Origin of the sequence: Microvirga lenta (assembly GCF_020532555.1) — a bacterium.
Taxonomy (GTDB): Bacteria; Pseudomonadota; Alphaproteobacteria; order Rhizobiales; family Beijerinckiaceae; genus Microvirga; species Microvirga lenta.
Genome location: NZ_JAJBBR010000007.1, coordinates 238,200 through 264,499, shown reverse-complemented (window position 1 = coordinate 264,499; position 26,300 = coordinate 238,200). Strand labels below are relative to the sequence as shown.

22 protein-coding genes are annotated in these 26,300 nt (G+C 65.1%); 3 read left to right on the top strand and 19 right to left on the bottom strand.

What is annotated here, in order from left to right:
* Positions 1 to 34 precede the first annotated feature (34 nt).
* The 3 genes from gltX to LGR44_RS12595 all read left to right on the top strand — a co-directional run bounded on the left by gltX (position 35) and on the right by LGR44_RS12595 (position 3,499).
* A complete protein-coding gene (gene gltX, locus LGR44_RS12605; protein ID WP_226741028.1) occupies positions 35 to 1,465 on the top strand; it encodes a glutamate--tRNA ligase in 1,431 nt (476 codons plus the stop codon).
* A 173-nt stretch (positions 1,466 to 1,638) separates the two neighbouring features.
* The gene (gene gltA, locus LGR44_RS12600) at positions 1,639 to 2,931 is read left to right on the top strand and encodes a citrate synthase (RefSeq protein ID WP_226741026.1); all 1,293 of its coding nucleotides are present in this window, start codon (positions 1,639 to 1,641) and stop codon (positions 2,929 to 2,931) included.
* Positions 2,932 to 3,022: 91 nt separating this feature from the next.
* A complete protein-coding gene (locus tag LGR44_RS12595; protein ID WP_226741024.1) occupies positions 3,023 to 3,499 on the top strand; it encodes a hypothetical protein in 477 nt (158 codons plus the stop codon).
* A gap of 40 nt (positions 3,500 to 3,539) precedes the next feature.
* On the opposite strand, the gene lpxB is transcribed toward LGR44_RS12595, so the two are convergent.
* The 19 genes from lpxB to proS form a co-directional block, all read right to left on the bottom strand.
* Entirely contained in the window at positions 3,540 to 4,718 is a 1,179-nt protein-coding gene (gene lpxB / locus LGR44_RS12590; protein ID WP_226741022.1) for a lipid-A-disaccharide synthase, read from the bottom strand.
* Positions 4,711 to 5,577 carry an LpxI family protein gene (locus tag LGR44_RS12585; protein WP_226741020.1) on the bottom strand — a complete coding sequence of 289 codons (867 nt, stop codon included), beginning with the start codon at positions 5,575 to 5,577 and terminating at the stop codon, positions 4,711 to 4,713. Before LGR44_RS12585 ends, lpxB begins: the two co-directional genes overlap by 8 nt.
* Positions 5,577 to 6,383: an acyl-ACP--UDP-N-acetylglucosamine O-acyltransferase gene (gene lpxA / locus LGR44_RS12580; protein WP_226741018.1), complete on the bottom strand. Its 807-nt coding sequence runs from the start codon at positions 6,381 to 6,383 to the stop codon at positions 5,577 to 5,579. The genes LGR44_RS12585 and lpxA overlap by 1 nt, the downstream gene beginning before the upstream one ends.
* Complete coding sequence (gene fabZ, locus LGR44_RS12575) at positions 6,383 to 6,847, bottom strand: 3-hydroxyacyl-ACP dehydratase FabZ (RefSeq protein ID WP_226741015.1); 465 nt, start codon at positions 6,845 to 6,847, stop codon at positions 6,383 to 6,385. The genes lpxA and fabZ overlap by 1 nt, the downstream gene beginning before the upstream one ends.
* Positions 6,848 to 6,879: 32 nt before the next feature.
* Positions 6,880 to 7,953: a UDP-3-O-(3-hydroxymyristoyl)glucosamine N-acyltransferase gene (lpxD, locus tag LGR44_RS12570; RefSeq protein ID WP_226741013.1), complete on the bottom strand. Its 1,074-nt coding sequence runs from the start codon at positions 7,951 to 7,953 to the stop codon at positions 6,880 to 6,882.
* A gap of 39 nt (positions 7,954 to 7,992) precedes the next feature.
* Positions 7,993 to 10,371: an outer membrane protein assembly factor BamA gene (gene bamA / locus LGR44_RS12565; RefSeq protein ID WP_226741011.1), complete on the bottom strand. Its 2,379-nt coding sequence runs from the start codon at positions 10,369 to 10,371 to the stop codon at positions 7,993 to 7,995.
* Positions 10,372 to 10,535: 164 nt separating this feature from the next.
* Positions 10,536 to 11,699 carry an RIP metalloprotease RseP gene (gene rseP / locus LGR44_RS12560; RefSeq protein ID WP_226741082.1) on the bottom strand — a complete coding sequence of 388 codons (1,164 nt, stop codon included), beginning with the start codon at positions 11,697 to 11,699 and terminating at the stop codon, positions 10,536 to 10,538.
* Positions 11,699 to 12,901, bottom strand: a complete 1,203-nt coding sequence (gene dxr, locus LGR44_RS12555; RefSeq protein ID WP_226741008.1) for a 1-deoxy-D-xylulose-5-phosphate reductoisomerase — start codon at positions 12,899 to 12,901, stop codon at positions 11,699 to 11,701. The genes rseP and dxr overlap by 1 nt, the downstream gene beginning before the upstream one ends.
* A 4-nt stretch (positions 12,902 to 12,905) precedes the next feature.
* A complete protein-coding gene (locus LGR44_RS12550; RefSeq protein WP_319004840.1) occupies positions 12,906 to 13,739 on the bottom strand; it encodes a phosphatidate cytidylyltransferase in 834 nt (277 codons plus the stop codon).
* A gap of 26 nt (positions 13,740 to 13,765) precedes the next feature.
* The gene (locus LGR44_RS12545; RefSeq protein WP_226741003.1) at positions 13,766 to 14,533 is read right to left on the bottom strand and encodes an isoprenyl transferase; all 768 of its coding nucleotides are present in this window, start codon (positions 14,531 to 14,533) and stop codon (positions 13,766 to 13,768) included.
* A gap of 30 nt (positions 14,534 to 14,563) precedes the next feature.
* Positions 14,564 to 15,124, bottom strand: coding sequence for a ribosome recycling factor (gene frr, locus LGR44_RS12540; RefSeq protein WP_226741001.1), 561 nt, complete (start codon positions 15,122 to 15,124; stop codon positions 14,564 to 14,566).
* A gap of 58 nt (positions 15,125 to 15,182) precedes the next feature.
* A complete protein-coding gene (pyrH, locus tag LGR44_RS12535) occupies positions 15,183 to 15,926 on the bottom strand; it encodes a UMP kinase (RefSeq protein ID WP_226740999.1) in 744 nt (247 codons plus the stop codon).
* A 41-nt stretch (positions 15,927 to 15,967) separates the two neighbouring features.
* The gene (tsf, locus tag LGR44_RS12530; RefSeq protein WP_226740997.1) at positions 15,968 to 16,897 is read right to left on the bottom strand and encodes a translation elongation factor Ts; all 930 of its coding nucleotides are present in this window, start codon (positions 16,895 to 16,897) and stop codon (positions 15,968 to 15,970) included.
* Between the two features lie 111 nt (positions 16,898 to 17,008).
* On the bottom strand, positions 17,009 to 18,022 hold the full coding sequence (locus tag LGR44_RS12525; protein WP_226740995.1) for a 30S ribosomal protein S2: 1,014 nt from the start codon (positions 18,020 to 18,022) through the stop codon (positions 17,009 to 17,011).
* Between the two features lie 257 nt (positions 18,023 to 18,279).
* Positions 18,280 to 18,912 carry a LysE family translocator gene (locus tag LGR44_RS12520; RefSeq protein WP_226740992.1) on the bottom strand — a complete coding sequence of 211 codons (633 nt, stop codon included), beginning with the start codon at positions 18,910 to 18,912 and terminating at the stop codon, positions 18,280 to 18,282.
* A 106-nt stretch (positions 18,913 to 19,018) separates the two neighbouring features.
* Complete coding sequence (gene dnaE, locus LGR44_RS12515; RefSeq protein ID WP_226740989.1) at positions 19,019 to 22,489, bottom strand: DNA polymerase III subunit alpha; 3,471 nt, start codon at positions 22,487 to 22,489, stop codon at positions 19,019 to 19,021.
* Between the two features lie 445 nt (positions 22,490 to 22,934).
* Positions 22,935 to 23,630 (bottom strand): ABC transporter ATP-binding protein, encoded by a 696-nt coding sequence (locus tag LGR44_RS12510; protein WP_226740985.1) that lies wholly within the window; start codon positions 23,628 to 23,630, stop codon positions 22,935 to 22,937.
* Positions 23,631 to 23,633: 3 nt separating this feature from the next.
* Positions 23,634 to 24,908 (bottom strand): lipoprotein-releasing ABC transporter permease subunit, encoded by a 1,275-nt coding sequence (locus LGR44_RS12505; protein ID WP_226740982.1) that lies wholly within the window; start codon positions 24,906 to 24,908, stop codon positions 23,634 to 23,636.
* A 7-nt stretch (positions 24,909 to 24,915) separates the two neighbouring features.
* A complete protein-coding gene (gene proS / locus LGR44_RS12500) occupies positions 24,916 to 26,244 on the bottom strand; it encodes a proline--tRNA ligase (protein ID WP_226740978.1) in 1,329 nt (442 codons plus the stop codon).
* Positions 26,245 to 26,300: the final 56 nt, after the last annotated feature.

The window sequence follows — 26,300 nt, the reverse complement described above, 5'->3', positions numbered from 1 at the left end:
CACGAACTCCTTGAACGCTAAGGTTTTGCCACCGATGACCGTTGTCACCCGTTTCGCCCCCTCGCCCACCGGCTTCCTGCATATCGGCGGAGGACGCACGGCCCTGTTCAACTGGCTCTACGCCAAGCGGCACGGCGGCAAGATGCTGCTGCGCATCGAGGACACGGATCGGGAACGCTCCACGGACGCCGCCATCGCGGCGATCCTGGACGGGTTGAAATGGCTCGGCCTCGATTGGGACGGGGACGTGGTCTACCAGTTCTCCCGCGCCGCACGGCACAAGGAGGTGGCGGAGTCCCTGCTGGCCTCCGGCCGCGCCTATTACTGCTATGCCAGCCAGCAGGAGCTGGAGGAGATGCGCGAGACGGCCCGCCGCGAGGGCCGCCCCATGCGCTACGACGGCCGCTGGCGCGACCGCGACCCCTCCGAGGCGCCCGAGGGCGTGAAGCCCGTCATCCGCCTCAAGGCCCCCACCGAGGGCGAGACCGTGGTGGAGGACGAGGTGCAGGGCCGCGTGGTCTGGCAGAACAAGGATCTGGACGATCTCGTGCTGCTGCGTTCGGACGGGACGCCGACCTACATGCTCGCCGTGGTGGTGGACGATCACGACATGAACGTGACCCACATCATCCGCGGCGACGACCACCTGACCAACGGCGCCCGCCAGACGCAGATCTATCAGGCGCTGGGCTGGGACGTGCCGAAGATGGCCCATATCCCGCTCATCCACGGACCGGACGGCGCGAAGCTCTCCAAGCGTCATGGCGCGCTCGGCGTCGAGGCCTATCGCAGCATGGGCTACCTGCCGGAAGCCCTGCGCAACTATCTTGTGCGCCTCGGCTGGAGCCACGGCGACCAGGAGATCTTTTCCACACAGGAGATGATCGACGCCTTCGCTCTCTCCAGCATCGGCCGCTCTCCGGCGCGCTTCGACTTCGCCAAACTCGAAAACCTCAACGGCCACTACATGCGCCAGTCGGACGACGAGCGGCTGGTGAATGCTCTCGAAGATCTGCTGCCGGAACTCGACAAGGACGAGCACCATCTCGGCCGCACCTTCACGCCCGCCCTGCGGCAGAAGCTTCTCGCCGCCATGCCGGGCCTGAAGGAGCGCGCCAAGACCCTCGTGGAGCTCCTCGACAGCGCCTATTACCTCTATGCGAAGCGCCCGCTGCACCTCGACGAGAAGGCCGCGAGCCTGCTGGCGGACGGCCGCGCCCGCCTGGACGGCATCGTCGAGAAGCTGGACGCGGTCTCCGACTGGTCGGCTGCCGGCGTGGAGGCGGTCGTGCGCGAGCACGCCGAGGCCATCGGCGCCAAGCTCGGACAGGTGGCTCAGCCCCTGCGCGCGGCCCTGACGGGACGGGCGACCTCCCCCGGCCTCTTCGACGTGATGGCGGTGCTCGGCAAGGACGAAACGCTGTTGCGCCTGCGCGACCAACTGAAGGATGCGCCCGCTGCATAGCGGGCGCACCTCGCCTTTAGACGTGCTTGCCCCCTCCATACGGATAAGCTACCGAGACCCCATCCTACCTACCGACCGGCATAATTCGGCTCGGCAGTCCGGCCGGAGACCTTCTCCGAAACCCATGGCTGCTCTAGGTTATGCCCGGCCTCCTTTTGAAAGGGCGAAGACGCATGAGTTCTACCTCCAGCACGCTCAACGTTGACGATAAGTCGGTGGAACTGGCTGTCAAAGAAGGCACCATCGGTCCGAGCGTCGTCGACATTTCCAAGCTCTACGGTCAGACCGGGATGTTCACATACGACCCCGGCTTCACCTCGACGGCGGCCTGCGAGTCCAAGATCACCTATATCGACGGCGACAAGGGCATCCTGCTCTACCGCGGCTACCCCATCGAACAGCTCGCCGAGCACGGCGACTTCCTCGAGACCTGCTACCTGCTTCTCTACGGAGAGCTGCCGACCGCCGCCCAGAAGGCGGATTTCGACTACCGCGTCACGCGCCACACGATGGTGCACGACCAGATGAACCGGTTCTTCACCGGCTTCCGCCGCGACGCCCACCCGATGGCGATCATGGTCGGCTGCGTCGGCGCCCTTTCGGCCTTCTACCACGACTCGACCGACATCTCGGATCCGCACCAGCGCATGGTCGCCTCCATGCGCATGATCGCCAAGATGCCGACGCTCGCCGCGATGGCCTACAAGTACCATGTCGGCCAGCCCTTCGTGTATCCCGCGAACGAGCTGGACTACACGTCCAACTTCCTGCGCATGTGCTTCGCGGTCCCGGCCGAGGAGTACAAGGTCAACCCGGTGCTCTCGCGGGCGCTGGACCGGATCTTCATCCTCCACGCCGATCACGAGCAGAACGCCTCGACCTCGACCGTGCGCCTCGCCGGCTCGTCGGGCGCGAACCCGTTCGCGTGCATCGCGGCCGGCATCGCCTGCCTCTGGGGTCCCGCCCATGGCGGCGCCAACGAGGCGGCCCTGAAGATGCTGGAGGAGATCGGGACGCCGGACCGGATTCCGGAGTACATCGCCAAGGCCAAGGACAAGAACGATCCGTTCCGTCTCATGGGCTTCGGCCACCGGGTCTACAAGAACTACGATCCGCGCGCCCGCATCATGCAGAAGACCACCCACGAGGTGCTCAACGAGCTCGGCGTCAAGGACGATCCGCTCCTCGAAGTCGCCATCGAGCTCGAGCAGATCGCCCTGCGGGACGAGTACTTCGTCGAGAAGAAGCTCTACCCGAACATCGACTTCTATTCGGGCATCACCCTCAAGGCGATGGGCTTCCCGACCTCCATGTTCACGGTGCTCTTCGCGCTGGCCCGCACGGTCGGCTGGATCGCCCAGTGGAGCGAGATGATCGAGGACCCGTCCCAGCGCATCGGCCGCCCGCGCCAGCTCTACACGGGCTCGCCCAAGCGCGACTACGTGACGGTCGCCCAGCGCGGGTAAGACCGGCGTCAGAACCTGAAACAAGGAAGGGGCCGAAAGGCCCCTTTTTTCATATTGAAATTCTAACTCTCGAACCGGTAAGTTCGTGACAATGACACATTATAGCAGCCCTACGGTTCAACATTTCGACGGCGAATACGTCACCGCGACGCTCCTTAACCGAGCTTATAACCTTCGAAAGGAAGCTGAGGGATGCGTTTCCGAAGCCGAAGCCCGGCGCTTTCTCGATCAGGCCCAGGAGTTGGAGACGGCTTCTTCGCTACTGGAACTCTGTCAAGTCAAGATTGCAGATGCTTATCAGATTATCGGCAGTCTCTCTGATGCTGCGGGCTTGTTCGATGACCCTGGTGTCGTTCGCGCCATGAATTACATGGCCGATACTCTCGAAACCATGGATGAGGAATACAGGTTCGAGATCATCAAGCCCACGCTGCGCATCCGTGCCAATGATTGGTTTCGTCACAAATGGTATCGGCTCCGCAGAGGCTTGGGCCATCGCTACGACTGGGAACGAGAGCTGGAGTCCGAGGCCGATGACGAAACAGGCGCTTTGGGGAAGCAGCTGTAGACAGGACGCTCCATGTCGCTTCTCTTAATGCCTATCGGCTTCAATCCCCTCTGCCTGCGCTCAACACCTCTTCCACGATCCGCGCCGCACGCTCGCTCGGAGCCTCGTCGCCGATGCGCATGAGATCGTCCATGCGCCGGAACGCTTCGACCTGACGGCGGCGCTCCGGCGTGTCGGAGAGCAGGGGCAGCAGCGCCTCGGTCAGCTTCTCGGGCGTGCAGTCCCACTGGATCAGCTCCGGGATCACGTTCTCGCCCAGCACCAGGTTCGTGAGCACGATGGAGGGCGCCTTGATGAGGTATTTCAGCACCTCCTCGATCTTCGACACGCGATAGGCCACGACCATCGGCACACCGGAGAGCCCCAGTTCCAGGGTCACGGTGCCGGATGCCGCGAGCGCGGCGTCAGCTTCGCGGAAGGCGGCCCATTTCGCGGCCTCGCCCTCGACAATCTTCGGCTTCACGCTCCAGGCACCTGCCCTCTGCCCGATTTCGGCGGCGAGGTGCGGCACGGCCGGAATCGTCACCTCGAAGGGGCGCGGCGAGCGCTCCTTCAATAGCGCCAGGGTCTCGCCGAAAGGCCCCATGAGGCGGCTCACCTCCGAGCGGCGGCTGCCGGGAAGGACGAGGAGCTTCAGGGGAGCATCCGCCGCCTGTCGCCTCTCGCCCGCCTTTGGCCGGATCTCGTCGAGACGCTCGATGAGCGGATGGCCCACATAGGTCGTGGGCGGACCGCCGAGACGCTCATGGGCGGCGGGCTCGAAGGGAAGCAGGGCCAGGAGGTGGTCCACATAAACCCGCATCTTCGGCGCACGGCCCGGACGCCAAGCCCAGACCGAGGGGCTGACGTAATCGACGATTGGGATCCGCGGGGCGCGCTGCCGCACGGCCTTGGCCACGCGGTGGGTGAAGTCCGGGCTATCGATGATGACGAGCAGGTCGGGCTTGGCCGCCACGACCGCATCCACGGTGAGCCTGATGCGTTTGAGGATGGTGGGCAGGCGCGCGATGACGGCGGAGATGCCCATGACGGCGATGTCTTCCAGGGGAAAGAGGCTTTTCAGCCCCTCAGCCCTCATGGCATGACCGCCGACGCCGCCGAATTGCAGGCGCTCGGCTCCGAGCCGCTTCTTGAGGCCCCGCATGAGCTTCGCGCCGAGCTGGTCGCCCGATTCCTCTCCCGAGACGATCCAGATCAACAACGGCCTGTTCTCACTCATGGGGCGGCTCCATCCAGGGCAGGTCCACGGCGACGAGGAAGAGGCCGAGCCGGTCCGCCGTCGCCAAAGTCTCCTCCTGTTCGAGGACGAGGGTGGAGCCTGCACCCACTGCGATGCCGGACAACCCGGCCCGCGCGGCCTCCTGCACGGTCTTCGGCCCGATCGTCGGCATGTCGACGCGCAGATCCTGCCCGCGCTTGGCGGCCTTGATCAGAACGCCGCCCTCCTTGCTCCTGCGCAGGCCGAACCAGCTCTGACGCATGCCCCGGACACGGCGCAGCATCCGGTCCGTCCCCTCGGGGCCTTCGATGGCGAGAACGTGCTCGCGGGCGACGATGGCCGCCTGCCCGATATCGAAGGCCGAGAGGGAGTTGAGGAGGTCGAGCCCGACCGCGATGGCCTGCCGGTCGTCGGCGCCGGCTTCCCGCGCGCCGCGCAGGCTGGACGGCGCCACGAGGCCGGGCGCCAGTTCATGGGCGCCCACGACCCGGTGGCCGCGCTCCTCCAGCAGCATCACGGCGCCTCGCAGCACCTGATCGTCGCCGCGGGCGATGACCTCCATCACCTCCTGCCGGTTGCGCAGGAGCGAATAGGCCCCGAGCAGAGCCGAGAAGCCCGGGCGACGCACCGCCCCCACGAGGGAGACGGCCTGCGGCCGCCACCCGTCGAGCACGGACATGATGGTCTTCAGGTCGAGGAGATCCGCACTTGCATGGGCCCGCCGGCGCAGCTCCGGCGCGGCGAAGCCCCGGAAGGCGAGGATGCGGTAATCCCGCCCCACCCGCTCGAGATGCTTCACGAGCTGGATGGGGAGCTGCCCGGACCCGGCGAGAATCGCAATCGGGCCGTCCGGATTCATCAGGCGGTTCCGACAGGATCCCGGGGCGTGCAGATCGAGCGGTCCTTGCCCTCGCGGATGAAGTCGAGGATCTCGTGAACGAAGGGATGGGTGGAGAACTCCTCCGCCACGTCCTCGACGCGCTCCGACAGGGTGCCCTCGTCCGCGAAGAGCAGGCGATAGGCGCGGCGGATATCGTGGATCTGCTCGCGCGTGAAGCCGCGGCGGCGCAGGCCGATGATGTTGAGACCGGCCAGATGCGCCCGGTTGCCCATGGCCATGCCGTAGGGAATGAGATCGTTCTCGAGGCCGGACATGCCGCCGACGAAAGCGTGCGATCCGACGCGGGCGAACTGGATCACCGCCGAGCCGCCGCCGAAGATCACGAAGTTGCCGACCGTGACATGGCCCGCCAGCATCACGTTGTTGGACAAAATGCAGTCGTTGCCGACCTTCGTATCGTGACCCACATGGGAGCCCGCCAGGAAGGCGCAGCGGTCGCCGATGACGGTGCGCAAGCCCCCGCCTTCGGTGCCCGGATTCATGGTCACGCCTTCGCGGATCATGCAATCGGCGCCGATCTCCAGAGTCGAAGCCTCACCCTTGTATTTCAGGTCCTGCGGGATGTGGCCGATGGACGCGAAGGGGAAGATGCGCGTGCGGGGGCCGATGGTGGTCCGCCCGGCGAGGGCCACATGGCTGATGAGCTGGCAGCCGTCGCCCAGCTCCACCTCGGGCCCGACCGTGCAGAAGGGGCCGATCCTGACGCCCTCGCCGATCTTCGCACCGTCTTCGACGACGGCCAGCGGATGGATGAACGTTTCCATCAGTCGGTCACCAGCATGGCGCTGACTTCGGCCTCGCAGACGAGGTTCCCGTCGACCTTGGCCTCGCCCTTGTACCACCACATGTTGCGGCGGTTGTTCAACTTGCGCATATGGAATTCAACCCTGTCGCCCGGTTCCACGGGCTTGCGGAACTTCACCTTGTCGATGGTCATGAAGAAGACCTGCTTCGGCTTGGTCTGCTGGGCGATCTTCGATGCCACGCAGATCGCACCGGCGGTCTGAGCCATGCCCTCGATCAGGAACACGCCCGGAAAGATCGGGCGCGACGGGAAATGACCTGTGAATTGCGGCTCATTGAAGGTGACGTTCTTGATGCCGATGCAGGAATTGTCGCCGTCGATCTCGATGATCTTGTCGACGAGCAGAAACGGATAGCGATGGGGCAGCAGATCCAGAATCTGCATGATATCGGCCGTTTGAAGCGTAGTCGGCGCTTCGGACATGTGTTCACTCCGGATGCTACTCGGCGTCTATTCTACGAAGACGCGCCATCATCTTTGGCGGAATCGCTGGAATCGCCCTGGGATGCAAGTTTTTTCAGAGCGTGGATTTCCCTGAACCACTCGCGCATCGGGCGAGCGGGAATTCCGCCCCACCGGGCGCCGGCCGGCACATCGCCGTTCACGCCGCTGGTGGCGGCGATCTGCGCGCCCATGCCGATCCGCACATGCCCCTTCACGGCGACCTGGCCGCCGATGGCGACGAAATCCTCCACCGTGGTCGAGCCGGCGATGCCGACCTGGGCCACGATCACGCAATGGCGGCCGATGACCACGTTGTGGGCGATCTGAACGAGGTTGTCGATCTTGGTGCCCTCGCCGATCACCGTATCGCGGCTCGCACCGCGGTCCACGGTGGTGTTGGCGCCGATCTCCACGTCGTCCTGGATGATGACGCGGCCGACCTGCGGCACCTTGAGATGACCCTGCGGCCCCATGGCGAAGCCGAATCCGTCCTGACCGATGCGGACGCCCGGGTGCAGGATGACCCGGTTGCCGATGAAGGCGTGGGACACGCTGACATGGGGCGCGATCGTGCAGTCCCGCCCGATCTTGACGCGCTGGCCGATGACCGCGTGCGCCCCGACCAGGGTTCCCGCCCCGATCTCCGCCTCCGGGCCGATCACGGCTCCCGGATCGACCCGCACCCCGTGCTCCAGGCGGGCCGTCGGATGGACGAAGGAGCCCGGAGAGATGCCGGTGGAGGCGAAGGCCGATTCCGGCCGCATGGCCGACGGAAACAGCAGGGCCAGGACCTGGGCGAAGACCCGGTAGGCGAGCGGCGTCACGATGGCGACGGTATGCGCCGGTACCTTCGCGGCGAAGCGCGGCGTGACCAGGCAGGCTGCGGCCTTCGTTGCACCCAGGGCGCCGACATAGGCCGCGTTGTCCATATAGGCGAGATCGTGCGGGCCGGCGCTCTCCAGCGGAGCCACGCCTCGAAGCAAAAGCTCCCCGTCGGTACCGTCGGGGAGCTTCGCGTTGGCCATCTCCGCCACCTGACGCAGCGTAAGCGCCTGGCTTTGCGGGAAGAAAGTCGTTTCTGTCATGAAACAAGAGCGAGGGCGCCGCTGAGGCGCCCTCTCCTATTAGAAGCGTGTACCGCCCGAGAAGCGGAAGGCCTGGGTCCGGTCGCCGCCGATCCGAGCGCCGTTCGCAGCAAGGATACCTTCCTCCTTCGAGAGCGCAAAGGCATAGTCGAAGCGGATCGGGCCGAGCGGCGAAGACCAGAGGATCGAAGCACCGACGGACGAGCGCAGCTTCTTGCTGTCCAGCACGCTGATGCAGTTCTGCGGAACGTTCGGGTTCTGGGTGCAGCCGTTGATCGGGTCCAGGATGCTGCCGCCGCCGACATCGAACGAGGTCGGGCCCTTGTAGCCGAACAGCGTACCGGCATCGGCGAACACGGCGCCCTTCAGGCCCAGATCGCGCGGCAGGCCGAAGATCGGGAACTGAACCTCGAGGGTACCGCCGAAATAGGTGGTGCCGCCGATGGCGTTCGCGTTGGTGTCCAGGCTCGAAATGTCACGCGGTCCGATACCGTTGGTGGCGAAGCCGCGGACTAGCGACGGGCCCATGAAGAAGTGGTCGACGATACGCAGGTCGCCGCCGTTTCCGATGCCGCTGTTGTTGTTTCCGAGGCCGATGATGTGACCGCCCTGGACGCGGGCGATACCGACGATGTCTTCCATCAGCTCGTAGTAGTAACGGGCGTCGCCGGTGGCGCGGAAGTAGCGCGAGTCGCCGCCAAGACCGGCGAAGTCGGTCTTCACCTCGGCATAGAAGCCGTTGCGCGGGTCCTTCACGTTGTCCAGCGTGTTGTAGTTGAAGGTCAGACCCGCGAGAGAGGTCAGGGTCTTGCCCTGAGATTCCTTGATCGCGAGCGACGCCTCGCCGTTGCCTTCGCAGAAGAAGCGGTTGGGCGTCCCATCGGCATTGAGCTGGGTATAACCCGGCAGCGGCGCCGAGCAGTCGTTATAGGGCTGCTTGTAGGTGTTCGGGATCTTCAGGTCCTGCTGGAACAGCGAGTAACGCAGGGTCAGCGTGAACTCTTCCGTGAAGGGAAGGCCGAGGCGGAGCTGACCGCCGGTGACGCGGTTCTCGTAGCGGGAGTACTTGGTCTGATCGCTGAACTTCGAGAACAGGTCGATACCCGCCGACATCCGGTAGCCGAGGAAGTACGGCTCGGTGAACGAGAAGTCGACGCCGTTGGTGCGTTCGCCGAGCTGGCCGGCCAGGCGGACGAACTGACCGCGGCCGAGGAAGTTCGACTCGCTGACGGCCACCTCGCCGATGAACCCGTCGGCGGTGGAGTAGCCGCCCGAGACCGAGAAGGCGCCGGTGGACTGATCCTCCACATCCACGTTCACGACGACGCGGTCGGGAGCGGAACCCGGCTCGTTCGAGATCCGGACGCGCTTGAAGTAGCCGAGGTTGTTGAGGCGGCGCTCGGCCCGGTCGATGAGCACCTTGTTGTAGGCGTCACCTTCGCCGAGGTCGAACTCGCGACGGATCACGTAGTCGCGGGTACGGCTGTTGCCGCGGACGTTGAGGCGCTCGATGTAGACGCGCGGCCCCTCTTCGATGATGTAGGCGAGGCTGACCGTCTGGGTCGCCGGGTCGCGCGTGCCGACCGGGCGAACCTGCGCGAAGGCATAGCCGCGACGGGCCACGTTCGTGGTGATGTCCTGGAGCGTCCGCTCGACGAGATTGGCGTTGTAGACCGCCCCGGCAGAGGTCGAGATCGCGCCGCTGACGGACTCGGCGGTCACTTCGGGGATACGCGAATCGACGTTCACGCTGCCGATGCGGTATTGCGGCCCCTCCTCCACGGCGATGGTCACGATGTAGCCGCCGCCATTGGGGTCGAACGTCACATCGCTGGAAACGATGCGGAAATCGGCATAGCCGTTCTTGAGGTAGTAACGACGGATCAGCTCGAGATCGTTGGCGATGCGATCCGGATCGTAGACGTCCGAGGTCTTGAGGAAGCTCAGGAAGTTCGTCTCGGTGGTCGTCATGATGCCGCGCAGGCGGCTGGACGAAATCTGGCTGTTGCCGACGAAGCGGATCTCCCGCACGCCGGTCTTGTCGCCCTCGACGATGGTGTAGACCACGTCGACCCGGCCGTTCGGCAGGTCCACGACGCGAGGCGTCACCTGGGCCAGGCCACGGCCCGAACGGCGATAGACCTCGAGAATGCGCTGGACGTCGGCATCCACGGCCGCCTGATTGTACGGCGCCCGCGCCCGCAGCTGGAGATCGCCCTCGATCAGGGCCCGCTCCACCCGCTTGTTACCTTCGATGACCACCCGGTTGATGATGGGACCCTGCGCCGCCGAGGCCCGGCGGCTCGCCTGCTGAGCGAAAGCGGTATCGGCTGCAGTGATTCCCGCCATCAGCGCGCTCAGGGCGATAACAGCGGTGGCGGCCGGTTTCTTCCGGCGTGGCGTGGTCGTCGACATCATCAACTGGCCCGTCTCTTTATCATTTGTCCCATAGCGGGTTGCCCCGCCGGCTGAGACACGCGTCCCAACCTTATCGGTGTGGGTCGCTTGTACAAACTTTCGCCGTCATTGCAAACGGCGCTTTCCCCTACACAGTAGCATTTTTAACGGGCGTGGCGTCTGTGTCACGATCCTCGGTCCATAAAACTTGTGCCAAGGTGAACAAGATCGTTCCAGGTGGCGAAAAGCATAAGCATCGCAACGATCGCGAAGCCGATGCGGAAGCCGATTTCCTGGGCCCTTTCGCTCAACGGACGGCCGCGGATGGCCTCGATGGCATAGAAAAGCAGGTGCCCGCCATCGAGAAGCGGAATGGGAAAAAGGTTAATGAGGCCGATGGAGACCGACATGAATCCGATCAGGCTCACCAGGCTGTAGACGCCGCCGACGTCGAATGCCGTACCGGAAGCACGGGCGATGCCGATGGGGCCGGAGAGTTGGTCGGCCGATTCCCACCCCATGACGAGGCGGCGCAGGAAGTTGAGGGTCCGGTCGATCAGGTTCCAGGTCTCGGCGACGCCCGCCTTCAGGGCCCCGAGCGGAGAATAGGAGACCCGCTTGATCGCCGACGGGTCCTTCGAGGCCTCGACTCCGAGAAGGCCGATGCGCTGCTTGCCGAAGGGAGTCGTCCGCTCGACAAAGTTGGGGACGGCGCTGAGGGTAACGGTCTGCCCGCCCCTTTCGACCGTGAAGGTGAGGCTTTCGCCCGCGCTCGAGCTCACGAGGAGCTGCATGTCCGCGAAGGTCTCGATTCTCCTGCCGTCGATGGAGAGGATGAGGTCCTGCGGCTGGAACCCGGCCCGCTCGGCGGCGCTGCCGGCCTGCACGGCCTCGATCCGCGGCTCCAGGACCTGCCGGCCGCTGAAGTAGTTGAAGCCGGCGAAGATCGCGATGGCGAGGATGAAGTTCGCGATCGGCCCGGCCGCCACGATCGCCGCGCGCTTCGCCACGTTTTGATGGGGAAAACTCACCGCCCGCTCGGCGGCGGACATCTGCTGGATCTGGTTCTGGTTCGGAACGCTGGCCGCGTTGAGATCCCCGACGAACTTCACGTAGCCGCCCAGCGGAATCGCCGCGATCTTCCAACGGGTTCCGTGCTTGTCGGTCCAGCCGAACAGCTCGCGCCCGAAACCGATGGAGAAGGCGGTCACGCCTACGCCGCAGAGCCGACCGACCCAGAAGTGGCCGAGTTCGTGGATGAAGACGACCACCGTCAGGACCACGAGAAATGAAATCAGGGTGAGGGCGAGAGATCCCGTCGCGCCGCTGATCGTTGCAAGCAATTCCATCATCGTCCCTTTCGCGCCCCCTGGGGCAGCGTCTGTTCGTCAACCGCCGGGATCGCCTGCCGTGCCGTCACCCGGGCCTCCTCGTCGATGGCGAGGGCCTCGGAGACGGTCGAGGGAGCGGCGATGTTTCTTCGCGAAAAGATCGAGCAAACACTCTCAACATATTCGGATATCGCGTAAAATCCAATGCGTCCTGCCATGAACGCTTCGACGGCGATCTCATTGGCCGCATTCAACACGACCGGCATCGCTCCGCCGGCCTGGAGAGCGGCTTTGGCAAGGGAAAGACACGGGAAGCGGGTCTCGTCCGGCCGTTCGAAACTTAATCCCCCAATCGCGGCAAGATCGAGACGGGGCAGATCCATGCGCAGGCGCTCACGATGCCGCAGCGCGTTGGCGATGGGCACCTTCATGTCGGGCAGGGCGAGCCCCGCCGTCAGGGCGCCGTCGCTCCATTGGACCAGCCCATGGACGATGGCTTCCGGGTGGACCAGGACGTCGAGGCGCTCCGCCTCGAGACCGAAGAGATGATGGGCCTCGATCAGCTCCAGGCCTTTGTTCATCAGGGTGGCCGAGTCGATGTTGATCTTCGAGCCCATGGACCAGACCGGATGAGCCGAGGCCTCCTTGGCGCTGGCCTTAGCGATGCGCTCCCGCGGCCATGTGCGGAAGGGACCGCCCGTGGCGGTGATGATCGCCTTCTCAACGTCGACGTTTCGCCCGGCGGCGAGCGCCTGGTCGAGGGCGTTGTGCTCGGAATCGACCGGCATGATCTCGACCCCGAGGCGCTTGGCATCGGCCATGAAGGCCGCGCCCGCGCAGACGAGGCTTTCCTTGTTGGCCAGAGCGAGCCGGCGCCCCGACTTCATGGCGGCATGGGTGGGCCGAAGGCCGGCGGCGCCGCTGATGGCGGCCAGCACCACGTCGGCATCGCGCTCGGCCGCCTCGATGACCGCCGCGTCTCCGGCCCCGGAGGCAATGCCGGAACCGGCGAGGGCCTCCCTCAGCTCGGCCCCGCCCCGCTCGTCGGCCAGAGCCGCGAACCGGGCTCCGAGCCTGCGGGCGACCTCAGCCAGAGCCTGCGCATCCCGCCCCCCGACCACCGCCTCGATGCGGAACTCGTCCCGGTGGGAGAGAACCACATCGGACGTCGAGCGGCCGATGGAACCGGTCGCCCCGAGAATGGTGAGAGAACGCGTCATGAAATTATGCTGCCAACCAGATGATCAAAAGGACGAGCCCGAGAAGAAGCGAAACGGCCCAGAATCCGTCGAGGCGGTCCATCACGCCGCCGTGGCCAGGGATGAGATGGCTCGAATCCTTCACGTCGCAATGCCGCTTGAGGGCGGATTCGCCCAGATCCCCGAGCTGGCTGGCCACCGAGGCGATCATGGACAGGATGATGGTGTTGCGCAGGCTGAAGGGCGGCATCAGGCCGAGGCGCTGCGAGCCCCACGCCACGAGAAGGCCAGCGAGTGTGCCGGCGACGAGACCGCCGCCGAAGCCTGACCAGGTCTTCTTGGGGCTGACCGCCGGCCACAGCTTGGGTCCGCCCAGGGCCCTCCCGGTGAAGTAGGCGGCGATGTCGGTCGCCCAGACGACGGCGAACATCCAGAGCAGGCCGATCAGCCCGAGATTGGGATGCTCGCGAACGATGGGCGGAACGAGGACGATGACGGCCGCATAGGCGAAGGCGGAGGCTGCCCAGAGCTTGCCCGTCGGTCCTTTCGCGAGAAGCGTTCCGGCGACGAGAAAGCCCAGCCCGGCCAGGGCAGAGGGGACGAAGCCGGCATCGGCGAGCAGGAGAGCGGTCAATACCACGAGGCCGGTGCCGAAGACCGCCTGAACCAGCCGCAGGGGCTCGGTCCGGGTCATGTTGGTCCACTCGATCATCATGGCGATTCCGGCGGCGAGCCAGAACAGGGCGAACGCCCATCCGCCCATATAGGCGGCGACCAGGGCCAGCGGGATCAGGACGACGGCGGATGCGATCCTGGTCGTCAGCTCCTTCGAGGGGCCTCGCTTCGCGACATGGGGCAAGGGAGGGCCTTCTTGGGCGGCCATGCTTACCCTGCCCGCACGGTCAGGCCGCCGAACCGGCGCTCCCGTCGGCCATATTCCGCCAGCGCGGCGCGGAAGGTCGCCTCATCGAAGTCGGGCCAGAAATCCGGCAGGAAGACGAACTCGGAATAGGCCGTCTGCCAGGTGAGGAAGTTGGAAACCCGCTGCTCGCCCGAGGTGCGGATGACCAGATCCGGGTCGGGGATGCCCTGGGTGTCGAGGGCCGCCTCGACCATGTCCATGTCGATGGCGTCCGGGTCCAGTGCCTCGTCCCTCACCCGCCGGGCCAGGGAGCGCATCGCCTCGACGATCTCCTGGCGGCCGCCGTAGTTGAAGGCGATCACCAGGGTCAGGCCCGTATTGGAGCGGGTCAGCTGCTCGGCCTCGTCCAGGAGCATCCGGATGTCCGGCGAAAGCCCCTGCCGCTGCCCGATGATCCGGACCCGGATGTTGTTGGCGTGCAGTTCGGCCAGATCGTGACGTACGAAGCGCTTGAGCAGGCCCATGAGGTCGGAGACCTCCTGGGCCGGCCGGCGCCAGTTCTCGGCCGAGAAGCTGTAGACCGTGAGATAGCGGATGCCGAGATCCCCGGCCGCGCGCACGGCACGGCGGATCGCCTCCACGCCGCGACGGTGGCCTTCGAGGCGGGGCAGCCCTCTCTGGGCCGCCCAGCGGCCGTTCCCATCCATGATGATGGCGACATGGGCCGGCATGCCTTCGCCTTCCGGTTCACGGGCAAAGGGAGTGATCGACCGCTTGGCTTCGCCGTTCATGATCTCGTTCCAGATGCAGGTCCGACCACGTCAGACCTGCATGATTTCCTTTTCCTTGGCCGCCAGAATCTGCTCGACCTCGGCCACGAAGTGGTCGGTCTGCTTCTGGACCTGCTCGCCGTGGCGCCTGCTGTCGTCCTCGCTGACAGTGCCGTCCTTTTCCAGCTTCTTGAGCAGATCGAGGCCGTCCCGGCGCACGTGGCGGATCGCGATGCGCGCCTCTTCCGCATATTTGTGGGAGACCTTGACCATCTCCTTGCGGCGCTGCTCGTTCATCTCGGGGATGCGCAGGCGAATGACCTGGCCCTCGGTCTGCGGGTTGAGGCCGAGATCGGATTCCCGGATTGCCTTTTCCACTGCGGAGACCATGCCCCGGTCCCAAACCTGGACGCTGAGGAGGCGAGGCTCCGGCACGCTCACGGTCGCGACCTGGGAGATCGGCAGCATCGAACCGTAGGCATCGACCTGGATCGGGTCGAGCAGATTCGGCGAGGCGCGCCCCGTGCGGAGGCTGCCGAGGTCGTTCTTGAAAGCGTTGATCGCGCCCTGCATGCGGCGCTTGATGTCATCGAGGTCGAAAGTCGTGGCCATCGGGTCCCTATCCTTACGCGAACGATTACAACCGGCTTACGCTGAGCGGGCCGCTGCATCAAGGGGAGACAACGGTCGAAGGAACTTTGCCTTGGAGAATTGCGGTCACGGAACTCGGGGCATGGACCGAGCCGACGATGATGGGAAGCCTGCTCTCGCGGGCGAGGGCGAAGGCCGCCGTGTCCATCACCTTCAGGTCCCGGGCGATGGCCTCGTCGTGGGTGATGCGGTCGTAGCGGACCGCATTCGGGTCCTTCTTGGGGTCGGCCGAGTAGACGCCGTCCACCTGGGTCGCCTTGAGCACCGCGTCGCAGCGCAGCTCGGCCGCCCGCAGCACGGCCGCGGTATCGGTCGTGAAGAACGGGTTGCCCGTGCCGCCTGCGAGGACCACGACCTGCCCCTTGTCCAGATGGTGCAGAGCCGGCTGGCGCGCATAGGTCTCGCAGATCGTCGGCATGGAGACGGCCGCCATGGTGCGGGCGGAGACGCCGGCCGCGTTGAGCGCCGTCTCGATGGCGAGCGAGTTCATGACGGTGCCGAGCATTCCCATGGAGTCGGCGGTGGGGCGGTCGATCCAGCCGGCCGCGCTCATGCGGGCGCCGCGGATGATGTTGCCGCCGCCGATGACCAGGGCGATCTCGAATCCGGCGCGGGTCGCCTGGGCCAGGTCTTCCGCCAGCCCCGACAGGGTCTGAGGATCGAGCCAGTATCCGTCGGGGGCCATTAGGGCCTCTCCCGAGAGCTTCACCAGGATGCGCCGAAACTGTGTCACTGTCTGACCTCTCTTTTCAAACCTTCTCATGAAAACGGCGGCTGAAGCGCCGCCGTTTTGCTTGGTTCGATTTAGGCCTTGCCGCCTGCCGCCGCGGCCACCTCGGCCGCGAAGTCCGGGGCTTCCTCCTTCTCGATGCCCTCGCCGAGGGCATAGCGGACGAAGCTCTTCAGGCTGACCGGCTTGCCGGCCTTGGACTCGGCCTCCTTGAGGACCTGGGTGATGGTCTTCGAGGGGTCGTGGACGAAAGGCTGCTCCAGGAGAGTGACCTCCTTGTAGTAGCTCTTCAGGCCGCTCTCGACGATCTTCTGCAGCACGTTGTCCGGCTTGCCGGCATTCTTCTCGCGCAGGATGTTGCTCTCGCGCTCGATGGTCGCGGCATCGATGCCGGAAGCATCGACGGCCACCGGGTTCGTCGCCGCGATGTGCATGGCGATCTGGCGGCCCAGGGTGCCGAGCACGGTCACGTCGCCTTCCGACTCCAGCGCCACGAGAACGCCGATCTTGCCGAGGCCGTCGCCGACCGCGTTATGGACATAGGAGGCGATGAGGCCCTTCGAAACTTCGAGCTTCGCCACGCGGCGCAGCGTCATGTTCTCGCCGATGGTGGCGATCAGCTCCTGCAGGCGGTCCTTGATGGTCGTCTGCGATCCCGGGAAGTGGGCGGCCTCAAGCGACTCGATGGTGCCGTTGCCCATGAGGGCGATCTTGGCGGCTTCGCGGACGAAGGCCTGGAACTGGTCGTTGCGGGCCACGAAGTCCGTTTCGGAGTTGACCTCGAGGATCGTCGCGGTGTGACCGGAGGACTCGACGGCGACGAGGCCTTCGGCGGCCACGCGGCCGGCCTTCTTGGCGGCCTTGGACAGACCCTTCTTGCGCAGCCAATCGACGGCGGCCTCGATATCACCGTTGGTCTCGTTGAGGGCCGTCTTACAGTCCATCATGCCGGCGCTGGTCTTGTCGCGCAGCTCCTTCACCATCGCAGCGGTAATGTTCGCCATGGCTCATCCTTTCACAGGTTTACGCATATAGGGAGCCCGGCGCTCATGGAACGCCGGGCTCGATCAATTTGCTCAAGCAGCACCGCGAATTCGCGGTGCCGGACAGCCTCTTTAGGCTGCCTCGATCATCGACCGGGCCTGGCCGAGCCAGCCGTCGCGCTCGACGCGGCCGTTGAGCTTCAGGTCCTTGTCGAGCTGCTCGACATCGGCCGGCTGCATGGCAGCGAGCTGCCAGTAGTGGAAGATGCCGGCTTCGTTGAGCTTCTTCTCGAGCTGCGGGCCGACGCCGTTCAGCTTGGTCAGGTCGTCCGGGGCGCCGCGGGGAGCCGCAAGGCGCTCGAACTGCTCGCCCTCGTAGGCGGGAGCGGCGTCGTTGGCCGGGAGCTCTTCGGCCATCGGATTCTCGGACTCGCCGATATCGATGCCCATGGCGCCGGCGCCGCGGGAGATGCCGTCAAGAGCGGCGCGGGCGATCAGGTCGCAGTAGAGCGCGATGGCGCGGCCGGCGTCGTCGTTGGCCGGAACCGGGAAGGTGATGCCGTCCGGATCGCAGTTCGTGTCGACGATGGCGGCAACCGGGATACCGAGGCGACGGGCCTCCTGGATCGCGAGTTGCTCCTTGTTGGTGTCGATCACGAAGATCAGGTCGGGCGTGCCGCCCATGTCCTTGATGCCGCCGAGGGCGCGCTCGAGCTTGTCCTTCTCACGGGCGAGCATGAGGCGCTCTTTCTTCGTGAGGCCCTGGCCGCCGCCGGCGAGGATCTCGTCGACCTTGCGCAGGCGCGCGATCGAGCCGGAGATCGTCTTCCAGTTGGTCAGCATGCCGCCGAGCCAGCGGGAGTTCACGTAGTACTGAGCCGAACGCTTGGCCGCATCGGCGACCGCATCGGCAGCCTGACGCTTCGTGCCGACGAAGAGCACGCGGCCGCCCTTGGCAACCGTGTCGCTGACGGCCTGGAGAGCGCGGTGCATCATCGGGACCGACTGAGCGAGGTCGATGATGTGGATATTGTTGCGGGTGCCGAAAATGTACGGACCCATCTTCGGGTTCCAGCGGTGAGCCTGGTGGCCGAAGTGAGCGCCAGCCTCGAGGAGGCTGCGCATCGAGAATTCAGGAAGCGCCATAGTTTTTCTCCGGTTAAGCCTCCGCGGAGCAGTGGACCGGTCCTGCCGGCCACCGGGACGCCTCATTGATTCATGAGGCAAGCTCCGCGTGTGGGATGCGGCGCGTATAGGGGAAAAGGTGGGGGAATGCAAGGGGGATACACCCCCTATTTCCCTTGACGATCCAAGGCCAAAAGGCCGGCAGAGTCCTCCTCCGCCTGAACATAATCCTCGCTCAGAACGTGACGCTCGAGCCATGAGGCTTGGCTATCAAGACATCAGCGTCGCCCATCAAACGCAAGTCTGATGGCTAGGCCAGCGAATACCGTACCGAGAAGAAGCTGGGGCATACGGCGCAGCCTCTTCTGGCCCGTGAAGGTTCTGCCTATGTGGCTAGCCATCATGATAATGGTGCCGTTGACCAGAAGCCCGACGAGATTGAGCACGGTTGCCAAGAGCATGATCTGCACTGCAACAGAGCCTACATTGGGGCGCACGAATTGCGGAAATAGGGCCAGCACGAACAGGGCCATTTTTGGATTGAGCAAGTTAGTGAAAAGTCCCTGCCGAAATACCTGTCCAAGCGGGTACTCGTGCAGCCCGTCCGTAGAAAAGAGCGCCGCATCGTGGGATCGAAACGTCCTCCACGCCAGATAAAGCAGGTAGGCCGCCCCAACATAGCGCACCACGTCGTAGGCAAGCGGTACAGCCAAGAACAGGTGCGAAAGACCGAAGGCCGCTGCGAGAGCATGGCAATAGGTGCCGGTCTGGATACCGGCGAGGGTCGCGAACCCGGATGCCGGGCCTTGGCTAGCGCTGCGAGATGCGATGAGCAGCATATCGGGGCCTGGTGTGGCCGTGAGCGCCAAACAAGCCGCTGCGAAAAGGGCGAGAGTCGATAAATCCGGCATAAGAGGCGTTCCTACATTCAGCCGGACGGAAACGTTAGCCGATACCGCAGATCCTGTCACGCTGTTGCACGAACGCCTCCACTCCAGAAAAGAACGAAGCAAAGCCTCAATTCATATGCACGTCGACCACCCCCGGCACGGCCCTCAAGGCTCCGGCGATCTGGGGTGTCGCCATATACTTGCCCGGAAGCTTGACCTCCACCTCCCGGTCCCCGTCGTCGAGGATCAGCACCAGGGAGACCTCGCCCTCGCCCCGCGCCTTCAGCCGCTCGAACACGCTGCCGATGGGGCGCTCGTCGCGCAGGAAGATGCGCATGCCCTTCTGGTGCTTGGCGACCGCCTCCTCCAGAGGCTCGGCCATGCCGATGCGCGCCCTCACCTCCTCGCCCTCCAGGCCGGCCTGCAGCATCAGGATCACGGCGTTGCCGGGCTCCAGCACGTCGCGAAGGCGCTGCAGGCCCTCGGAGAAGATGATGGCCTCGTATTGGCCGGTCTGATCCGACAGGGTGAGAATGCCCATCTTGTTGCCGGTCTTCGTGCGGCGCTCCTGCCGGTCCAGGACCGTGGCGGCGACCCGGCCGACCGAGTTGCCGGCCCTGACGGAACGGCTGAACTCCATCCAGGTCTGGACCCTCAGCTTCTTCAGCAGGTCGCCGTATTCGTCGAGCGGGTGGCCCGAGAGGAAGAAGCCGACAGCGTCGTATTCCTTCTGAAGCCTCTCGGCGGCGGGCCAGGGCTCGTAGGGGCCGATTCGCAGCTGCACGTCCGCCGCCGCGACGCCCCCGAACATGTCGATCATGCCGCCATTGGCGGCCTCGTGGGATTGCTGGGCCAGGCTCATCATGGCGTCGATGGAGGCGCAGGCTTTGGCCCGGTCCGGCTCCAGTTCGTCGAAGGCGCCGGCCGCGATGAGGTTTTCCAGGGTCCGCTTGTTGAGCATGCGCGGATTGATGCGGCGGGCGAAATCGGCGAGGTCCTTGAAGGGCTTGTCGCCGCGGGCCTCGACGACCGATTCGATGGCCTGGCGCCCGACGCCCTTCACGGCCGCGAGCGCATAGAGGATCTGGCCCTTGCCCTCCTGGTCGTAGACGACGTCGAAGACCACGCCCGACCGGTTGATGGACGGCGGCACCACCTTGAAGCCGAGGCGCTGGGCCTCGCGGCGGAATTCGGACAGCTTGTCCGTGTTGTCCAGGTCGAGCGTCATGGACGCGGCGAGGAACTCGACCGGGTAATTGGCCTTGAGATAGGCGGTCTGGAACGCCACGAGGGCATAGGCCGCCGCGTGGCTCTTGTTGAAGCCGTAATCCGCGAACTTGGCGAGAAGGTCGAAGATCTCGTTGGACTTGGCCTTGTCCAGCCCGCCCTTTCCGGCGCCCGAGACGAAGCGCTCGCGCTGGGCGTCCATCTCGGCCTTGATCTTCTTACCCATGGCGCGGCGCAGAAGGTCGGCGTCGCCGAGCGAGTAGCCGGAGAGGACCTTCGCCACCTCCATCACCTGCTCCTGGTAGACGATGATGCCGAAGGTCTCGCGCAGGATCGGCTCCAGCTTGTCGTGCGGGTACCAATCCTTCTTGTTGTGCTCGTCCTTGCCGAGCTTGCGGGCGCAGTAGACCGGAATGTTCGCCATCGGGCCCGGACGGTAGAGGGCGACCAGCGCGATGATGTCCTCGAAGCGGTCGGTCTCCATCTCGACAAGAGCTTTTCTCATGCCCGCCGATTCCACCTGGAACACGCCGACCGTTTCGCCGCGCCGGAGCATCTCGTAGGTCTTGCGGTCGTCGAGAGGCAGGGCCGAAAGATCGACCTCCACGCCCGTGCGCCGGATGAGGTCGACCGCCGTGCGCAGAACCGTCAGCGTCTTCAGGCCCAGGAAGTCGAACTTCACGAGGCCCGCCTGCTCGACCCATTTCATGTTGAACTGGGTCACGCGCATGCCGGTTTTCGGGTCTCGGTAGAGCGGCACCAGCTCCTGCAGGGGGCGGTCGCCGATCACCACGCCCGCCGCGTGGGTCGAGGCGTGACGGTGCAGGCCCTCCAGCTTCTGGGCGATGTCGAGCATGCGCTTGACGACCGGCTCCTCGTCGATCGCCGCCTGCAGCCGCGGCTCGCCCTCGATGGCCTGGGCGAGCGTCACCGGATTGGCTGGGTTCTGCGGCACGAGCTTGGTGAGCTTGTCCACCTGCCCATAGGGCATTTCCAGCACGCGCCCCACGTCGCGTATCACCCCGCGGGCGAGCAGCGTACCGAAGGTGATGATCTGCGCGACCTGCTCCTCGCCATAGCGCTGCTGCACGTATTCGATCACGCGCTCGCGCCCCTCGACGCAGAAATCGATGTCGAAGTCCGGCATCGACACGCGCTCGGGGTTCAGGAATCGCTCGAAGAGCAGGGCGAAACGCAGCGGGTCGAGATCGGTGATGGTGAGCGCATAGGCCACGAGCGAGCCCGCGCCCGAACCACGGCCCGGCCCGACCGGGATGTTGTGATCCTTCGCCCATTTGATGAAGTCCGACACGATCAGGAAGTAGCCCGGAAACTTCATGTTCCGGATGATCCCGATCTCGTAGGCGAGCCGGTCGTGATAATCCTGCTCGGTCAGGCCCGGGGCGGGGCCATGCGCGGCAAGGCGCTTCAGGAGCCCCTCCTCCGCCTGCCGCTTGAGCTCCTCGCCTTCGTCCAGGGTGGCGGCATCCGGGCCCGTTCCGAAACTCGGGAGAATGGGCTTGCGCGTTCTCACGCGGGTCGAGCAGCGCATGGCGATCTCGACGCTCGCCTGCAGCGCGTCCGGCAGGTCCGCGAACAGCTCCATCATCTGCTGGCGCGTCTTGAAATTGTGCTGGGGCGAGACCCGGCGGCGGTTGTCGTCGGAGACGATGCGCCCCTCGGCGATGGCGAGCAGCGCATCGTGCGCCTCGTAGTCGCCGGGCGACGAAAAGAACGGCTCGTTGGCGGCCACGATGGGAAGCCCGTTGCGGTCGGCGAGCGCGATCAGCTCGCCCTCGATCATCCGCTCCGTATCGAGCCCGTGACGCTGGATCTCCACATAGAGCTGATGCCCGAAAGCGTGCTTGAGCATGTCGAGGCGCGCCTGGGCCAGTTCCTGGCGACCGTCCCGCAAGGCGCAGTCGAGCGGCCCCGTAAAGCCGCCCGTGAGAGCGATCAGCCCCTCGCAGTGCTGGGCGAGCGAGGGTGCCGCGACCCTGGGCGACTCGCCGAGCGGCACGCCGAAATAGGCGTGGCTCACGAGGCGCATGAGGTTGCGGTAGCCCTCCTCGGTCTGGGCCAGCAGCACCACGTTCGAGGGCTGGGGCACGACCCGGGCGACAGGATCGGGCTCCTCGAAACAGACCGAGAGCTGAACGCCCGCGATGGGCTGGATGCCGGAGCCGGCCAGCTTTTCTGAGAATTCGAGGGCGCCGAAAAGATTGTTGGTGTCGGTGAGCGCCAGCGCCGGCTGCTTGTCCGCCGCCGCCAGCTTCGCGAGTTGCGCGATCTTCAGTGCCCCCTCGAGCAGCGAGTAGGAGGAGTGCACATGCAGATGGACGAAACCGATATCTTGAAGAACGCGCGTCATGAACCGAAACTCGAAACAGGCGCGCAGTGTGACACGATTCTCCCTAACCGCGCCCTACCTCACGGCAGGGAGAATTCCTTCCTGTGAATCCAGGGGATTACGCGATCGGAGACAGTACCAGCGCCCAGATCGCTATGGCAGAACCGAACACTGCAAGGGAAGCAATTTCAGCAGCCGTCTCGATGATCATACGCAGCATGTCCGTCACTCCATGTTCTTTGTATGTTCATTCTTGTTCAGCGTATGTTCTGTGTAAAGGGTGTGCAGAACCGGCACTCCGGACGGAGTCAACAGACTCTTAACGCACGGGAAGGTGTGGATAAGAGCCGCACCGGGCCGCTCAAGGGGGCATAAGGCGCGGGAGTGACGCGGCAGGCTCTGCGGTCGCAGGAGCCATGGGCCCCTTCCCCGTCGGGCGACATGCGAACCCAGCAACAAGCCAGCCTTACGGCATCTGCACCACGAGACCGTCGCGGATCGTCACCCGCCTGTCCATTCGGGCAGCGAGATCCATGTTGTGGGTGGCGATCAGGGCCGCAAGCTTCGAGGCGCGCACGATCGAAACGAGGGTTTGGAAGACGCGATCCGCGGTGTGGGGATCGAGGTTGCCGGTCGGCTCGTCCGCCAACAGGAGGCGCGGCGCATTGGCGACCGCACGGGCGATGGCGACGCGCTGCTGCTCACCGCCCGAGAGTTCGCCCGGCCGGTTGTCCAGGCGCTTGCCGAGACCGAGAAAGGTCAGGATCTGCTTGGCGCGCTCCTGTGCCTCGTTCTTGGGCAGCCCGCGGATGAGCTGCGGAATCACCACGTTCTCCAGGGCCGAGAATTCCGGCAGGAGATGGTGGAACTGATAGACGAAGCCGAGCTCTTCGCGGCGAATACGCGTGCGCTCCGGGTCGCCCATCCCGGCGGTCGGCTGCGAGCCCACATAGACCTCGCCCCCATCGGGCTTCTCGAGGAGCCCCGCCACATGCAGCAGGGTGGACTTGCCCGTTCCGGACGGCGCCACGAGCGCCACGATCTCGCCCGGCCAGATCGCCAAATCGGCTCCGCGCAGCACCTCGAGGAAGCCCTCCCCTTGCGGATAGCGGCGTTCGACCTTCGAAAGGAAAAGGGCGGGTTTGGTCTGACCTGCTGACATGGACTACCCGTAGCGCAGCGCTTCGACCGGATCGAGCTTCGCCGCCCGCCAGGAGGGGTAGAGGGTCGCCAGAAGCGACAGGACCATGGCCATGACGAGGATGGTGATCACTTCGGCCGTATCGACCTCCGCCGGGAGGCGGCTGAGGAAGTAGAGCTCCGCCGGGAAGAGGTTGGTGCTCGTGAGGTTCGAGATGAAGTTGCGGATGGTCTCGACGTTGAGCGCGAGAAGCAGCCCGAGCCCGAAGCCTGCGATCGTGCCGACGATGCCGATGGATGCGCCCGTGATCAGGAAGACGCGCATCACCGCCCCGCGGGTCGCCCCCATGGTCCGCAGGATCGCAATGTCCGACGACTTGTCCTTCACGAGCATGATGAGCCCGGAAATGATGTTGAGCGCCGCCACGAGGACGATGAGCGTCAAGATCAGGAACATCACGTTCCGCTCCACTTCCAAGGCGGAGAAGAACGTGCGGTTGCGCTGGCGCCAATCGGTCATGAGGATTGGCCGGCCCGCCGCCGCCTCGATGGCCGCGCGGGCCTCGTCCACCCGGTCGGCGTTCTCGAGGAAGACCTCGATGAGCTGCACGTCGCCCTGGCGGTTGAAGTAGTTCTGCGCCTCGGTCAGCGGCATGTAGACGAATGTGGAGTCGAACTCCGACATGCCGATCTCGAAAACGGCCTTGACCGGATAGCCCTTCACGCGCGGCGCCGTTCCGAACGGAGTCGAGGCTCCTCGTGGGGTGATCAGGGTGAAGGTGTCGCCTGCCTGGAGCGACAGGGCCTCGGCCAGCCGCCGCCCGATGGCGACGCCCTCCCCGTTCTCGAAATCCTCCAGGCTGCCCTGCCGGAGGTTGTTTGCAATGTAGTCGATGCGCCGGATGTCCTCCCCGCGGATGCCGCGCACCAGAACGCCGCTGCCGTTGTACTGCGAGGAGCCGAAGGCCTGCCCCTCCACGAGCGGGATCGCGCGCTTGACCCCCGGAACGGCGGCGATGCGCTGGGCCACTTCCGGATAGTCGGTCAGCGGGGATTCAATGGGGGCCACGAAGATATGGCCGTTGATGCCGACGATCTTGTCGAGCAGCTCCTTACGGAAGCCGTTCATCACCGACAGCACCACGATCAGCGTCGCGACGCCCAGCATGATGCCGAGGAAGGAGAAGCCGGCGATGACCGAAACGAACCCTTCCCGCCGCCGCGTGCGCAGGTAGCGCCCGGCGAGCATCCACTCGAAGAGCGAAAAGGGTTTGGTTCCGGTCGGCGCGGTCTTGGCCATCTCGCCCTTATTTCGATGCTGTCAGGCGGGACACGACATCACCCAGCGGCAGGATCTCCCGCTCGCCCGTGGCGCGATGCTTCAGTTCCACCTTACCGTCCGCCAGGCCCTTGGGTCCAATCAGGATCTGCCACGGAATACCGATCAGGTCGGCGGTGGCGAACTTGCCGCCCGGCCGCTCGTCCCGGTCGTCGTAGAGCACGTCGCGGCCGGCGGCCGTCAATTCGCCATAGAGGCGGTTCGAGGCCTCGTCGGTGGCGGAATCGCCGGCCTTGAGATTGAGGATCGCCACGTCGAACGGAGCGATGGCTTCCGGCCAGATGATGCCGTTCTCGTCGTGGCTCGCCTCGATGATGGCCGCGATCAGGCGGCTCGGCCCGATGCCGTAGGAGCCCATGTGGACTTCCCGTTCCTGGCCGTCCGGTCCCATGACCTTGGCACCCATGGGGGCGGAATACTTGGTGCCGAAATAGAAGATATGCCCGACCTCGATGCCGCGGGCCGACATCTTCTTGTCGCCCGGAATGGCCTCGAAGGCCGCCTCGTCGTGCATCTCGGAGGTGGCGGCATAAAGGGAGGTCCACTTGTCGACGATGCCCTGGAGACCGGCGACGCTGTCGAAATCCGTATCCACGGAGGGAATCTCGTAGTCGAGGTAATCGGCGTGGCAGAAGACCTCGCTCTCGCCCGTGGAGGCGAGGATGATGAACTCATGGCTCAGGTTGCCGCCGATGGGTCCGGTATCGGCGCGCATGGGAATGGCCTTGAGGCCCATGCGGGCGAAGGTGCGCAGATAGGCCACGAACATCTTGTTGTAGGAATGGACGGCGCCGGCCTGATCGAGATCGAAGGAATAGGCGTCCTTCATCAGGAACTCGCGCGAACGCATGACGCCGAAGCGCGGGCGCACCTCGTCCCGGAACTTCCACTGGATATGGTACAGGTTCAGCGGCAGGTCCTTGTAGGACCGCACATAGCCCCGGAAGATCTCGGTGATCATCTCCTCGTTGGTCGGACCGAAGAGCATTTCGCGCTCGTGCCGGTCCTGGATCCGCAGCATCTCCTTGCCGTAGGCGTCGTAGCGGCCCGACTCGCGCCACAGATCCGCCGACTGGATGGTCGGCATGAGCAGCTCGATGGCGCCGGAGCGGTTCTGCTCCTCACGCACGATGGCATTGACCTTGTTCAGCACCCGCAGGCCCAACGGCAGCCAGGCATAAATTCCGGCCGCTTCCTGGCGGATCATCCCGGCCCGCAGCATGAGGCGGTGGGACACGATCTCCGCCTCTTTCGGCGTCTCGCGGAGAATAGGCAGGAAATAACGGCTCAAACGCATAGAACGCCTTCGGATCGATGAAGAGTGGAATGACAGGTCGCGACTCGTTTCAAGCA

What these genes read in the sequence shown, in the direction of transcription:
- tsf (WP_226740997.1), bottom strand. Translation starts at nt 16,897, where the DNA reads ATGGCGAACATTACCGCTGCGATGGTGAAGGAGCTGCGCGACAAGACC.
- lpxA (WP_226741018.1), bottom strand. Translation starts at nt 6,383, where the DNA reads ATGGAAACGTTCATCCATCCGCTGGCCGTCGTCGAAGACGGTGCGAAG.
- lpxB (WP_226741022.1), bottom strand. Translation starts at nt 4,718, where the DNA reads ATGAGTGAGAACAGGCCGTTGTTGATCTGGATCGTCTCGGGAGAGGAA.
- dxr (WP_226741008.1), bottom strand. Translation starts at nt 12,901, where the DNA reads ATGACGCGTTCTCTCACCATTCTCGGGGCGACCGGTTCCATCGGCCGC.
- proS (WP_226740978.1), bottom strand. Translation starts at nt 26,244, where the DNA reads ATGCGTTTGAGCCGTTATTTCCTGCCTATTCTCCGCGAGACGCCGAAA.
- LGR44_RS12520 (WP_226740992.1), bottom strand. Translation starts at nt 18,912, where the DNA reads ATGCCGGATTTATCGACTCTCGCCCTTTTCGCAGCGGCTTGTTTGGCG.
- rseP (WP_226741082.1), bottom strand. Translation starts at nt 11,699, where the DNA reads ATGGAATTGCTTGCAACGATCAGCGGCGCGACGGGATCTCTCGCCCTC.
- LGR44_RS12525 (WP_226740995.1), bottom strand. Translation starts at nt 18,022, where the DNA reads ATGGCGCTTCCTGAATTCTCGATGCGCAGCCTCCTCGAGGCTGGCGCT.
- frr (WP_226741001.1), bottom strand. Translation starts at nt 15,124, where the DNA reads ATGGCCACGACTTTCGACCTCGATGACATCAAGCGCCGCATGCAGGGC.
- bamA (WP_226741011.1), bottom strand. Translation starts at nt 10,371, where the DNA reads ATGATGTCGACGACCACGCCACGCCGGAAGAAACCGGCCGCCACCGCT.
- pyrH (WP_226740999.1), bottom strand. Translation starts at nt 15,926, where the DNA reads ATGAGAAGGTTTGAAAAGAGAGGTCAGACAGTGACACAGTTTCGGCGC.
- gltA (WP_226741026.1), top strand. Translation starts at nt 1,639, where the DNA reads ATGAGTTCTACCTCCAGCACGCTCAACGTTGACGATAAGTCGGTGGAA.
- dnaE (WP_226740989.1), bottom strand. Translation starts at nt 22,489, where the DNA reads ATGACGCGCGTTCTTCAAGATATCGGTTTCGTCCATCTGCATGTGCAC.
- LGR44_RS12505 (WP_226740982.1), bottom strand. Translation starts at nt 24,908, where the DNA reads ATGGCCAAGACCGCGCCGACCGGAACCAAACCCTTTTCGCTCTTCGAG.
- fabZ (WP_226741015.1), bottom strand. Translation starts at nt 6,847, where the DNA reads ATGTCCGAAGCGCCGACTACGCTTCAAACGGCCGATATCATGCAGATT.
- gltX (WP_226741028.1), top strand. Translation starts at nt 35, where the DNA reads ATGACCGTTGTCACCCGTTTCGCCCCCTCGCCCACCGGCTTCCTGCAT.
- LGR44_RS12595 (WP_226741024.1), top strand. Translation starts at nt 3,023, where the DNA reads ATGACACATTATAGCAGCCCTACGGTTCAACATTTCGACGGCGAATAC.
- lpxD (WP_226741013.1), bottom strand. Translation starts at nt 7,953, where the DNA reads ATGACAGAAACGACTTTCTTCCCGCAAAGCCAGGCGCTTACGCTGCGT.
- LGR44_RS12585 (WP_226741020.1), bottom strand. Translation starts at nt 5,577, where the DNA reads ATGAATCCGGACGGCCCGATTGCGATTCTCGCCGGGTCCGGGCAGCTC.
- LGR44_RS12510 (WP_226740985.1), bottom strand. Translation starts at nt 23,630, where the DNA reads ATGTCAGCAGGTCAGACCAAACCCGCCCTTTTCCTTTCGAAGGTCGAA.
- LGR44_RS12545 (WP_226741003.1), bottom strand. Translation starts at nt 14,533, where the DNA reads ATGAACGGCGAAGCCAAGCGGTCGATCACTCCCTTTGCCCGTGAACCG.